11 protein-coding genes are annotated in these 12,222 nt (G+C 36.6%); 4 read left to right on the top strand and 7 right to left on the bottom strand.

Annotation, left to right across the window (positions count from 1 at the left end; genetic code table 11):
• Positions 1-63: 63 nt before the first annotated feature.
• A complete protein-coding gene (gene rho / locus ACE3RB_RS11750; protein ID WP_374464383.1) occupies positions 64-1,878 on the top strand; it encodes a transcription termination factor Rho in 1,815 nt (604 codons plus the stop codon).
• Between the two features lie 208 nt (positions 1,879-2,086).
• The gene (locus tag ACE3RB_RS11745) at positions 2,087-2,683 is read left to right on the top strand and encodes a superoxide dismutase (protein ID WP_047427203.1); all 597 of its coding nucleotides are present in this window, start codon (positions 2,087-2,089) and stop codon (positions 2,681-2,683) included.
• Between the two features lie 69 nt (positions 2,684-2,752).
• On the opposite strand, the gene ACE3RB_RS11740 is transcribed toward ACE3RB_RS11745, so the two are convergent.
• On the bottom strand, positions 2,753-3,172 hold the full coding sequence (locus tag ACE3RB_RS11740; protein ID WP_374464382.1) for a DUF6146 family protein: 420 nt from the start codon (positions 3,170-3,172) through the stop codon (positions 2,753-2,755).
• Between the two features lie 51 nt (positions 3,173-3,223).
• The gene (locus tag ACE3RB_RS11735; RefSeq protein ID WP_374464381.1) at positions 3,224-4,414 is read right to left on the bottom strand and encodes an endonuclease; all 1,191 of its coding nucleotides are present in this window, start codon (positions 4,412-4,414) and stop codon (positions 3,224-3,226) included.
• A 246-nt stretch (positions 4,415-4,660) separates the two neighbouring features.
• Here ACE3RB_RS11735 and ACE3RB_RS11730 point away from each other — a divergent pair, with 246 nt between their 5' ends.
• Both ACE3RB_RS11730 and ACE3RB_RS11725 read left to right on the top strand, forming a co-directional pair.
• Positions 4,661-7,537 (top strand): carboxypeptidase regulatory-like domain-containing protein, encoded by a 2,877-nt coding sequence (locus ACE3RB_RS11730; RefSeq protein WP_374464380.1) that lies wholly within the window; start codon positions 4,661-4,663, stop codon positions 7,535-7,537.
• A 26-nt stretch (positions 7,538-7,563) separates the two neighbouring features.
• Positions 7,564-8,970, top strand: coding sequence for a DUF5689 domain-containing protein (locus ACE3RB_RS11725; RefSeq protein WP_374464379.1), 1,407 nt, complete (start codon positions 7,564-7,566; stop codon positions 8,968-8,970).
• A 117-nt stretch (positions 8,971-9,087) separates the two neighbouring features.
• On the opposite strand, the gene ACE3RB_RS11720 is transcribed toward ACE3RB_RS11725, so the two are convergent.
• The 5 genes from ACE3RB_RS11720 to ACE3RB_RS11700 all read right to left on the bottom strand — a co-directional run bounded on the left by ACE3RB_RS11720 (position 9,088) and on the right by ACE3RB_RS11700 (position 12,219).
• Complete coding sequence (locus ACE3RB_RS11720; protein ID WP_374464378.1) at positions 9,088-9,546, bottom strand: hypothetical protein; 459 nt, start codon at positions 9,544-9,546, stop codon at positions 9,088-9,090.
• 182 nt (positions 9,547-9,728) lie between these two features.
• Complete coding sequence (locus tag ACE3RB_RS11715) at positions 9,729-10,199, bottom strand: DUF6702 family protein (protein ID WP_374464377.1); 471 nt, start codon at positions 10,197-10,199, stop codon at positions 9,729-9,731.
• Positions 10,200-10,257: 58 nt separating this feature from the next.
• Entirely contained in the window at positions 10,258-11,010 is a 753-nt protein-coding gene (locus tag ACE3RB_RS11710) for a TIGR00730 family Rossman fold protein (protein WP_185146574.1), read from the bottom strand.
• 8 nt (positions 11,011-11,018) lie between these two features.
• Entirely contained in the window at positions 11,019-11,732 is a 714-nt protein-coding gene (locus ACE3RB_RS11705; RefSeq protein ID WP_374464376.1) for an NDP-sugar synthase, read from the bottom strand.
• Between the two features lie 70 nt (positions 11,733-11,802).
• On the bottom strand, positions 11,803-12,219 hold the full coding sequence (locus ACE3RB_RS11700) for an RNase adapter RapZ (protein WP_332388530.1): 417 nt from the start codon (positions 12,217-12,219) through the stop codon (positions 11,803-11,805).
• Positions 12,220-12,222: the final 3 nt, after the last annotated feature.

Genomic DNA, 12,222 nt, shown 5'->3' with positions numbered 1-12,222 from the left:
TGAAAACAAAAGTCACCGGACTTACTTTTCTTACTCACAATTAATTACATTTTTACATTAAATATGTTTAACATAGAAACGTTAAGGTCAAAATCCGTAACGGAACTGACTAAAATCTTAAAAGATTTAGGCGTTAAAGTTGCAAGAAACAGCAATGAAAATGACAAGATCTTTGCTATTCTTGACTTTCAGGCTTCTAACCCTAAAGTTGCAAAAGATTATTTCAACGCCACTGAAACCGCCAGTATAACTACTGAAGAGGCTCCGGCAGAAAAACCTGCCAAGGCCCCGGCAAAAAAAGCTGCCCCGAATAAAACGGCAGCCAAGCCAAAAGCAAATGCGAAAGCTCCGGTAGAACCTAATGCAGAGGAAAAAACAGAAGAGAAGGTGCCGGCTTCCGAAGAAATAAAACAGGAAGAACCAAAAGCTGAAGCTGCTGCAGTAACAGAAGAATCCACAGCAACAGCCCAGGCAAAAAAGAAAAGAAAAAGAGTTTCTGCCAATACAGCTAATGCAGAAGTAGCCCAGGAAAGAACAGAAGCTTCCAAAAACACAGAATCCCAAGAGCCTGCCCAGGCAGAAGAAAAGCCTAACAATTCTCAACAACCACAGGCTAACAGACCTCAAAAAGGACAAAACCACCCACAGAACAGTGGAAACCAGCATAAAAACCAAAACCAGCACCAACAGCACCAAAACCAAAATCAGAACAGACATTCTGAAAAGGCAGAGGAGCAGAACGATCCTAAAAAAGAATTTAATTTCGATGGATTGGTAAGTATTGAAGGTGTTTTGGAAATCTTACCGGATAATTACGGATTTTTACGTTCTTCTGATTTCAGCTATATCTCTTCTCCTGATGATGTGTATGTTTCTACAGCACAGATCAGAAATTTCGGTTTGAAAACCGGAGATACAGTGAAAGGAATTGTCAGACTTCCTAAAGAAGGAGAAAAATATTTCTCTTTACTAAGGCCTACAGAAGTTAACGGACGTGATCTTGCATTTATTAAAGACCGTGTCGCTTTTGAATATCTGACCCCACTTTTCCCTGAAGAAAAATTCAACCTTGCAGGAAGCGGGTCTACAGTTTCCACAAGAATTGTAGATTTATTTGCTCCTATCGGGAAAGGTCAGAGAGCAATGATCGTTGCACAGCCTAAAACAGGTAAGACAATGTTGCTTAAAGATATCGCTAATTCTATTGCAGCAAATCACCCGGAAGTATATATGATGGTTCTTCTGATTGATGAGCGTCCGGAAGAGGTTACCGATATGGAAAGAAGTGTGAATGCAGAAGTAATTGCCTCTACATTTGACGAAGCCGCTGAAAAACACGTAAAAGTAGCTAACCTTGTCCTTGCAAAAGCCCAAAGAATGGTTGAATGCGGGCATGATGTAGTCATCTTACTGGATTCTATCACCAGATTGGCAAGAGCATACAACACCGTAACTCCAGCATCAGGAAAAGTTCTTTCCGGTGGGGTAGATGCGAATGCCCTTCACAAACCGAAAAGATTCTTCGGAGCAGCAAGAAAAATCGAAGGCGGAGGTTCTCTTACAATCATTGCTACTGCACTGATTGATACAGGATCCAAGATGGATGAAGTAATCTTTGAAGAATTCAAAGGTACAGGTAACATGGAGCTTCAGTTGGACAGAAAAATTGCCAACAGAAGAATTTATCCTGCTATTGACCTTGTAGCATCAAGTACCCGTAGGGACGATCTTCTTCTGGATGAAGTAACTTCACAGAGAATGTGGATCCTCAGAAAATATCTTTCTGAGATGAATCCTGTGGAAGCTATGGAATTTGTAGATAAAAACATTAAAGGAACTCTCAATAATGAAGAATTCCTGATGTCTATGAATAAATAAATTAATTTAATTATTGTTAAATAGAAAGCACAGGCTGATTTTCGGTCTGTGCTTTTTACTTTATCTTTCATCTTCAAACTTCTTTACCCAAAAATTAATTCATTCTAAATCAATATATCAATGTTAAAGATTTATTAAAGTAATCCCCAATCTTTGATAATACCTTAAATATTGGCTATTTTTGGGTATAACATTAAAAATAAAAATTATGTCATTTGAATTACCAAAATTAGGATATGCATATGATGCATTAGAGCCAACTATTGATGCAAGAACTATGGAAATCCACCATACAAAACACCACCAGGCATACATTGACAATTTAAATAAAGCAATTGAAGGTACTGAACTAGCAGGAAAAACAATCGAAGAAATCTGCCAGACAGGAACTGATAAACCAGCCGTAAGAAATAACGGAGGAGGTCACTTCAACCACTCTTTATTTTGGGAAATCTTAACACCTGGAGGAAGCAAAGAACCGGTAGGAAATGTAAAAGCTGCTATCGAAAATTACGGAGGTCTTGATAAATTCAAAACTGATTTTTCTGAAGCTGCTAAAACAAGATTCGGTTCAGGATGGGCTTGGTTGGTAAAAAATGCTGACGGTTCTGTATCTGTTTCTTCTACACCAAACCAGGATAACCCGTTAATGCCTGTAGCAGATGTTAAAGGAACTCCGGTTTTAGGACTAGATGTTTGGGAACATGCTTATTATTTAAACTACCAGAACAGAAGACCTGACTATGTTTCTGCATTCTTCGATGTAGTAAACTGGGATAAAGTAGAGGAATTATTCAATAAATAATTTTCAGCTATTATAAAAATAAAAGGTTCAGAATTTCTGAACCTTTTTTATTGGGTATTATTTTAAAATTTACCTTATCGCATCACTTCCGGATAACCCGTTCAGTCTTAATTTATATTTCCAGTTGACGTACACGAAAACCTGATATAATTTATATTCAAACTTGATCCCGTAATTTTCCTTCGGATCATAATCTATTCCTGATTCAATAATATTTCTATATCTGCCGGAATTGTAATAACTGTTCCATTCGTTGACCAGAAATGTATTTTTTGTCTTCAGATAAGATTCTGAGTACTGGCTGATAGGTTTGGCCACAGCACTCAGGAAATAATCAAACTGAGTATCAATGACTGTAAGATCCCATTCTCCGTCTTCATTTTTGGAAGGTTTCATCTCGTGTTGCTCTTTATCTTTCTTTGGTGTTTTCTGCGAAAAACAGCTGAAAGGGACCAATGCAATCAATACCAATAAAATAATATTTTTCATGATTAAGATATTTATACAAAAAAAGCACTCCAATAAGAGTGCCTAACTTTTTTATGGTTCTTTCTGAAGAACTACAAACGCCGGGAAGTGGTCACTGTAGCCTCCTGTAAATTGGTCTCCGTTCCAGGATCTGAAAGGATAACCTTTATAATTTCCTTCTTTATTCACGAGATATGCGGGTGCAAAAATTTCTGTTTTGTATACAGAATACTCTTTTGTTACCTGATCTGAAATTACATTTTTAGAAACGATAATCTGGTCAAACAGGTTAGGTGCATCCTGATAAGCCAAAGAAGCAACTCCTTTCTTATATAAAGGGTACATCAGGTTAAGATATGGTGTTTCTTCGCTTAGGTCTTTCGGATTAGCCTGAGCTTTCAGATGGTTTTTTAAACTTGGGCTTACAGGATCGTCATTAAAGTCACCCATGGCGAAAAGCTTTGTTGTTGGGTCTGCAGCTCTGACGCTGTCCATCTGCTGTTTTAATAATGCAGCCGCTGCATTTCTTTTAGGTAATGAAATGGCTTCACCGCCTCTTCTTGAAGGCCAGTGATTCATAAAGAAAGCTACTTTTTCATTATCTAAAAATCCTGTTACCACAAGGATATCTCTCGTATATTCCCTTTTTCCGTTGTCACCATAAATGACCAGTTCTTTTTTTAATGAATTGGTAGGAGTGAATCTTCTTTTCTGGTAGATCAAAGCAACATCAATTCCCCTGTAATCATAAGAATTGTAGTGAATGATTCCGTAATCATATTTCTTTAAAGCAGGTTCATTGACAAGATCCTGGATTACCTGTCTGTTTTCAACCTCAATGAGGCCAACTACTGCTGGGGCTGTTTTGGTATATTGTGCTCCCATTTCAGAAATGACTTTAGCTTCATTGGCCAGTTTTGCTTTATAAATTTTAGTTCCGTAGTTTTTTGGACTTTTGGGAGTAAATTCTTCAGAACCACCTTGTTCTCTCACTACTTTTTTGCCAATTAAAGCTCCGTCACTCCATGGTCCGTCATATTTTTCGGCTTCCAGAAATTTGATGGAATCCATGGGGATGCTTCTGTGAAAAGCAGGATTTTTAATGTTTTTGGTTCCGTCTATATAATCTGCTGAGCGGATAGTGTCCCAAAGGTTTTCTACATTCAAAAACCCAACGGTAGCTACTTTTCTCAGTTTTCCCTGTTGTTGTGAGAATGCCACAATTGAAATAAATAGGGCAAACAGACTCGAAAATCTCTTCATCTCTTTAGAGTTTTATTATACTATTAATTACAAATTTACTTTTTTTTAATTCGCTGCGTTTTAAATATTTGTAAATTTAAAAGCAGTAATCCGAATCTCTCTTTTATAATGATTCTTAAAAGATTGCAATGTTAAGAAAAAATAATGTTAAAAAAGTTCTGAATTACAAAATTTGATTAAATTTGTGCCCCCAACTTTTAAACTGTTGAAAATTAACAAGAAAAGTATTAAAAAATAAATATACTCATGATTAAAAAACTATCATTGATCTCTTTATTTACTTTGCTGCCTGCTTCATATTATTATGCGCAGACAACAGTGTTTGCATATCTTAAGGATGCAGACGGTAAGCCTGTTGAGCAAGCGAATGTAGATTTAAAAGGAGCAGGAAATGATGCAAAGGCAGACAAAATCGGATATTTCCAATTTACGGATTTGATGCCCGGACATTATCAGATTATGGTTACAAAACCCAATTTTGAAACTAAAATGTTTGAATTTGATGTAACCAGTGATGAGAAAAGAAAAGATCTTGGAGTAATTACTCTTTATTCTGCATTGAACGGTGCAGACCAGGGATTAGCTATTGTAGAAGATTCCGGAGAAAGTGACAGCGGTGGTGCACAACAAACTGCAACTGTAGGATTATTACAGTCTTCACAGGATGTTTTCAATAGGATTGCAAGTTTTGATTTAGGGCCATACTGGTTCCGTCCGAGAGGGATTGATAGCAGAACAGGTGAGAATATGATCAACGGGGTTTCTATGGCCGCTGCAGATAATGGAGATGTAGACTTCAGTACCTGGGGAGGATTGAACGAAATTACCCGTTACCCGGAAATTTCAGCTAATCATGCACCTTCAGAATATGCTTTCGGAGGGACTACCGGAGTATTTTATAAGAATACAAAAGCCAGCGAGTACAGAAAAGGAAGCCAACTGACATACTCTCTTACCAACAGAAATTATAGAAACAGATTATCCTACAGATTTTCTTCCGGGATGAACAAGAACGGATGGGCATTTACAGGAATGATCGCCAGAAGATGGGCACAGGAAGGGATCCAGGATGGAACTGCTTATGATGCATACAGTGGGTATATTGGTATTGAGAAGAAATTTAGTGATAGTCACACGATGACGTTAAACGCCATTGGTTCTAAATATGAAAGAAGTTCTTCAAGTCCAAGTACTCAGGAAGTGTATGATTTCAGAGGAGTTCATTATAACTCTTACTGGGGATGGCAGAATGGAGATAAGAGAAATGAAAGGGTGAAAAGAGGGTTCCAGCCAATGATCCAGTTGCAGGATTTCTGGAAAATTAATAAAAATTCTCAATTATGGACCTCTGTTTCTTACCAGTTCGGAAAAGAATACAGTTCCAGATTAGACTGGTACAGAGCGAATAACCCATCACCAACTTATTACCGTAATTTGCCAAGTTACTGGTTAAATTATAAAGATCCGTCTCCGGAACAGGCCGCTAACATCGGAATTACGAGAGATTGGTGGACGAATGATGATCAGTCTCACACACAGATCAACTGGGATAATCTTTATAATGCCAACAGAAATGTGGAATACAATGCATTATTGGGTGGAAGAAGAGCAGCTTATTACCTTGTGGATGATGTAAAAGATGATAAAGTATGGAATGTGGCAACTCACTATACTTATAATTTCACGGATACTTCCCGTTTTATCTTAAACTTATCTTACCAGAACTACAGATCTGAGCAGTACAGAGAAGTAAACGACCTGTTAGGTGCTGATTTTGCCCTGAATATGGACCCGTTTGCATCCAATACAACTGCAGGAAGTGTTTGGGGAAAATTCAATACAAGAGAAGGCGATACTGATGTTGCAAAAAGAGAAGGGGATAAAATCGGGTACAGCTATATTTTCAGAAGACAGGAATTCAAAATAAATCCAGCCTTTAAATTCTCAACAGGAAAATTTGATGTGTTTGTTTCCGGGTTATTTGGGTATACTACGAACAGCAGAGAAGGATTGTTTCAGCACTATCTGTATGAATCTTCTTATGGAAAAGGTGGAGATCAAAACTTCTGGAATGCAGGTATTAAAGGGCAAGTTACGTATAAAATCAATGGTAGAAACTTCCTGGTTTATAACGGGGCTTACTTCTCACAGTCTCCTTTCCTGAATGATATTTATTTTAATACAAGAGTAAGTGGTGTTACAACTCCCGGGATCAAAAACGTTGTTATTGATGCCAATGATTTGAGTTATGTAATTTCCACTCCGATTGTTAAACTTAGACTGACAGGTTATCTTGTTAATACACAAAATGAAACAAGTGTACAAAGATACTTCGCACAGGGAGTTAAACTGACAAATCTTACTGAAAGCGGAGATCAGGCTCCTATTCAGGACGGGGCTTTTATTACACAGGTTCTGGCAGGTGCCAACAAAAGAAATATGGGTGTTGAGCTTGGTGCACAGGTGAAACTTACTCCTACTTTAACCGCCAGCGGATTATTAAGCTTGGGACAGTATACTTATACCAATAACCCTACCGTTTATTTTGCATCTGATGCTGTTGGAACTTTCAGAGAGCTGGACGGGAACGGAAATATCGTTTCAAGATCTTATACCAACATGGGAGTAGCTACTCTTAAGAATTACAGACAGGGCGGAACTCCTCAGGAGGCATATACGCTAGGTCTTCGTTACAGCAGCCCTAAATACTGGTGGTTAGGAGCAACATGGAACTATTTCGGACATTCATTCCTTGATCCGTCTCCTGTAACCAGAACAGAAAGATTCTATACAAATCCTAACACGCCGGGAGAGCCTTATGACCAGGTAAATGATGAAGAACTTGCAAGAGTTCTTACGCCTACAAAACTGCCTTCAGCATTCTTCTTCAATGTAAATGCAGGGAAATCGTGGATGATTGGTAAGTATTATGTGTTGGTGTCTGCATCTGTCAATAATATCCTTAATAACAGAAATTATATTACAGGAGGATTTGAACAGACCAGAAACGTTAACTATATTGATTATGCTAATGATTATGACAGCGGAAATATGGTATTCGCGCCTAAGTATTGGTATAATCAGGGTAGATCTTATTTTGTTAACCTTCAATTCAGATTCTAAAAAATTAAAATTAAAAATCGAAAACAATGAAAAATATATATTTTAAAGCGGCGATCTTTAGTGCTATTTCAATGCTGTCATTCTCATCATGTGTAAAAACTGATGATTATGAGATCCCAGAAATCAAGTGTACAAACAAATTTGCAGCAGCAAATCACCCACTAACGGACCTTGCTGCTATTGCAAAAGCAAAGCCAACTGAAGCTGATATCATTAAAGAAGATTACATCGTTGAAGCATATGTTTCCTCAAGCGATGAATCAGGGAATATTTACAAAATGATGTTCCTTCAGGATAAACCTGAGAATCCAACACAAGGTATCGAGATTGATATTGATGGTGGAAATCAGTACCTTGATTATCCTACAGGATCTTTAGTAAGAATCAACCTGAAAGGATTGATCGTTCAGGGGGTTAATGGGAATATTAAAGTAGGTTCTTTTGATCCTAACTATCCTATCGGTAGAATCAACCCTAATAAACTATCCAATTACATGGCAAGAGTTTGTGACGGACAAAAGGCTGTAGTAACTGCAATAAAGCCATTAGAGTTTAATTCTATTGCTGATGCTCTTAAAAATGGTGCTCACATCAATCAGCTTGTAAAAATTAAAAACGTTCAGTTTGAAGAACCGGAACTGACAAAAACTTTTGCTGACGAATCAGCTACAGGTGACCGTTATATTACGGATAAAAAAGCAGGAAGATTGGATCTTCGTTTCAGTAACTATGCAACCTTTGCGAAATCTCCGATCTCTCCTAAATATGAAAAAAGTGGTGATATCGTTCTTCTTTTGAGCCGTTTTACAAGTTCAAGTAACGCAACTATTTTCACAGATCAGGCTTATATCAGAACTCTTGATGATATTAACTTCCCGAACCCAAGATTCAATCCAGGTGAACCAGATGCTCCTTCTGCTTCTGCTGTAAACCTTTTCGCAGGTTCAGATTTTGAAAACTGGGCAACTTTCTTATCAAGTGTAAACAGTTTCGGACTTAAGCCTTACGCTACACAAGGTGTTGGTTTAGGATATAATGGTACAAATTCACTTCAGATCAAAGGTACTCCTACAGCTAACGATTATGTATTTACATCTGTTGCTGCTACAGGAATACCAGCTGTACCAAAAAGAATTACAATGTATATCAAAGGTACTGCAACAGGAAAATCACTGTCTTTCAACGTATATAAAGCAGGTGGAGGTTTCTACGTATTTAACTTAGGTACATTCTCTACCGGAGCTACTTTAGGAGTAGAAAGTGCTAACTCTTACAACGGTTCTATCAATACAAACGGGCAGTGGAGATTGGTTGAGCTTACCCTTACAGGGATTGCAGATATTAACACTACAGCCGGAAAAGATATGTTTGCTATCAAAACCGGAAATGGTGGAGTGTATGATGTTCAGATTGATAATATCAAAATTGAGTAATACATTAGTTTTTTTATTAAAAACGACTGATTAGTTCCAAATAAAAAGGCTGTCTTCACAATTGAAGACAGCCTTTTTTATCATTTTTGAGGATTTTGGGTTTATCAAACTATAGACTTATTCACTTCTCAGATGCATCTTTACTTCTTGCTCAATGTCACTTTTATCACATTTAAATGGTATTTCAGATAATGACCATCCAACATCATAATGATCATAATTTTTATAAATGTGATATTTATTTAAAGAATCAGTAATATCAAATTTGTCTAATATCAAATATCCATTTCTAATATTCACAGAATCATAAGCAACGAGATACTTTCGTCCATAAATGAATTCTCCGTCTTGATGTGCTTTTCTAATGACGCCTTCTTTATAACTAAATGTAAAATCATTTCCCTTTCCATGTGCTCTGTCACCATAATAAACAGAAGTAATTTCTCCCACAGTATATTTGGCATTTTTAAGTATTAATGCCGTTGGTGGGCTTATAGCCTTATACTTTAAAAAATAGATGATCCAGCCTATACCACAGATTATGATTATTAATAAAACCTTATTCTCTCTCTTCATTGAATAAAAATTATTTTACTTCCTGATGTAAGAATTTTGTTAGCAACTTCCTGTGAAGGTAATCATTTATGAGTTCCATTAAGAAATATATTAAAATTATTGTTCACCTATTTAAAAAAAATACCCTGAAAAATTTAACTTTCCAGGGTACCCATTTATAATGGTTAAATCTAATTTACATTTTAAAAAGAAACCTCATTCACTTCTTTTCCTCTTTGAAAGTTCATCGTTTTCTGGCTGCCTTTATAGGCGATATTAACAATGTTGATCTGCTTAGGAAAAGCGCTTAAAAGGATCGTATTTTTAATCTTTAAGGTGTTGATATCTGAAACGCCTCCGGTTTCAAAATACACCCATACAGTTTCTCCACTGACCTGACTTCCCGTGAAGGTTATCGTTTTAGGAGCCCCATTGACAAATACATCAAAATTATTGTTCACATATTTTTTTACTTCCGCTTCAAATCCAGCCGTGTTAGGGTTTATTTTAATAGCATCAGAGATATGGCTTGTATTCATTTTTGTGGTAAACTTCAATGTCTTGCTTCCATCAATATAGTCAACTTTGGTCATTGAAGAGAAAAAGTCTACATACATAAAACTCATTAACACAAAAAATGTTAAAATTCCTGATATATATATAAGTTTTTTCATCTTAATTAATAGATTTACAATCATACTTGTTAGTTATAAGTCACAAATAATATGCCAATTAAAAATTTACATTCACAGAATATTTATCATAAAAGGCCTTAATATGTGCCACAGCCTCGTCAGCACTATCTACCACACGATAAAGATCCAGATCATCTTCAGCAATCATTCCTTCTTTTAGCAGAGTTGCCTTAAACCAATCCAGCAATCCTCCCCAGAATTCACTTCCTACAAGAACAATCGGGAATTTCCCGATTTTATTGGTCTGAATAAGAGTCATAGCCTCAGTCAGTTCATCCAGTGTCCCGAAACCTCCGGGCATTACCACAAACCCCTGGGAATATTTTACAAACATTACTTTTCTCACGAAAAAGTAATCGAAATTCATAGAATAGGATTTGTTGATATAAGGATTAAAATGCTGTTCAAACGGAAGATCAATATTAAGTCCGATAGATTTTCCCTTAGCATTGAAAGCTCCTTTATTTCCTGCTTCCATAATTCCAGGCCCGCCTCCGGTAATAATTCCGAAGCCAAGTTTGGTAATTTTTTCAGCAATATCAACAGCCATTTCATAATATTTGTTCTCCGGCTTCAATCGGGCAGAACCAAATATTGAAACGCACGGACCAATTTTAGCCAGTTTTTCATAACCGTCTACAAATTCAGCCATGACCTTAAAGACCATCCAGCTGTCTTTAGTGATCGTTTCATCCCATGTTTTTTGTCTGAAGCTATTGTGTAGTTTTGTTTCGTTAATATCAAGTTCTGGATTTACCAAACTTTCATCTCTGGTTCCATCAATTTCCATTGCAAAATTTATTTAAAATGTTTTTCGGCTTCTATTATGGATGAAGGTCTTCCGACATCAATAAGAATACTGTCATGCACAAAGCCATGTATATGCTCGGTCTGCATCAGATCCAGATATTCTTCCATAACAGAAAATTTGCCTGTTCTTTTTATTTTTTCAAAGATGATAGGATTGATACAATGGATGCCGCTGAAAGCTAGTGCTTTAAAGCCTTTGTTGAATTCTGCAAGCCTTTGTTCTCCGGTTTGGACATTCAGCCAGCCTCTTAATACCATATCATCATTGAAAAGGAGTTTTCTCGAACTTTCTCTGTCCGAAACCGCTAAAGTAGCAAAATCTTTTATCTTTTTGTGGTATTCTACCAAAGTATTGATATTCAGGTCAGTCAGAATATCAGCATTCATGATTAAAAAATCTTCTCCGTGATCAAGAAATTTTCTTGCAAAAATCAAGCCGCCACCGGTCTCAAGAAGTTCGTTGGTTTCATCCGAAATTTCGATCTTACATCCGAAATTATTATTTTTATTTAAAAAATCAACAATCTGATCTCCAAAGTGATGGATGTTGATCACAAAATCCGTTATTCCGAAACTTTTCAGATAATTGATATTTCTTTCCAGAAGCGGAACTTCATTTACTTTTGCCAGTGCTTTAGGATGATGGTTGGTAAACGGTTTAAGTCTGGTACCTTTCCCTGCTGCGAAAATTAGAGCTTTCATAATAGTGTAAGTAATGAGTGATGAATAATGAGTAATGAATAGCTGTAATAAGAAAATTACTTATTGCTCATTACTGATTACTAATATTCAGTTGTGGCTGTTCATCATGTTGAAGAGTGATTTCAGTACCTTCAGGATATTTTTCTTTGATAAATTCAGCGATTTTTATTGCGCAGTATACCGATCTGTGCTGTCCGCCGGTACACCCGAAATTGATCTGCAGATGCTCAAAGCCTCTTTCTAAATAATTGTCGATATTAATTGAAACAAGAGATTTTACGAGTTCCAGAAACTTTGGCATTTCGGTTTTTGTTTCCAGATACTCCTGAACTCCTATATCATTTCCGGTCTGGCTTTTATATTCTTCAATTCTTCCCGGATTTAAAATTCCACGGCAGTCAAAGGCAAAACCTCCTCCATTTCCGGAATTATCTTTGGGAATTCCTCCTTTTTTGTAAGAAAAACTGTGTATCTCGATGTGTAGCATTTA

The organism is Chryseobacterium sp. (assembly GCF_041914225.1).
Classification (GTDB): domain Bacteria; phylum Bacteroidota; class Bacteroidia; order Flavobacteriales; family Weeksellaceae; genus Chryseobacterium.
This window is presented reverse-complemented; position numbering and strand designations above follow the sequence as displayed.

What these genes read in the sequence shown, in the direction of transcription:
- rho (WP_374464383.1), top strand. Translation starts at nt 64, where the DNA reads ATGTTTAACATAGAAACGTTAAGGTCAAAATCCGTAACGGAACTGACT.
- ACE3RB_RS11745 (WP_047427203.1), top strand. Translation starts at nt 2,087, where the DNA reads ATGTCATTTGAATTACCAAAATTAGGATATGCATATGATGCATTAGAG.
- ACE3RB_RS11740 (WP_374464382.1), bottom strand. Translation starts at nt 3,172, where the DNA reads ATGAAAAATATTATTTTATTGGTATTGATTGCATTGGTCCCTTTCAGC.
- ACE3RB_RS11735 (WP_374464381.1), bottom strand. Translation starts at nt 4,414, where the DNA reads ATGAAGAGATTTTCGAGTCTGTTTGCCCTATTTATTTCAATTGTGGCA.
- ACE3RB_RS11730 (WP_374464380.1), top strand. Translation starts at nt 4,661, where the DNA reads ATGATTAAAAAACTATCATTGATCTCTTTATTTACTTTGCTGCCTGCT.
- ACE3RB_RS11725 (WP_374464379.1), top strand. Translation starts at nt 7,564, where the DNA reads ATGAAAAATATATATTTTAAAGCGGCGATCTTTAGTGCTATTTCAATG.
- ACE3RB_RS11720 (WP_374464378.1), bottom strand. Translation starts at nt 9,546, where the DNA reads ATGAAGAGAGAGAATAAGGTTTTATTAATAATCATAATCTGTGGTATA.
- ACE3RB_RS11715 (WP_374464377.1), bottom strand. Translation starts at nt 10,199, where the DNA reads ATGAAAAAACTTATATATATATCAGGAATTTTAACATTTTTTGTGTTA.
- ACE3RB_RS11710 (WP_185146574.1), bottom strand. Translation starts at nt 11,010, where the DNA reads ATGGAAATTGATGGAACCAGAGATGAAAGTTTGGTAAATCCAGAACTT.
- ACE3RB_RS11705 (WP_374464376.1), bottom strand. Translation starts at nt 11,732, where the DNA reads ATGAAAGCTCTAATTTTCGCAGCAGGGAAAGGTACCAGACTTAAACCG.
- ACE3RB_RS11700 (WP_332388530.1), bottom strand. Translation starts at nt 12,219, where the DNA reads ATGCTACACATCGAGATACACAGTTTTTCTTACAAAAAAGGAGGAATT.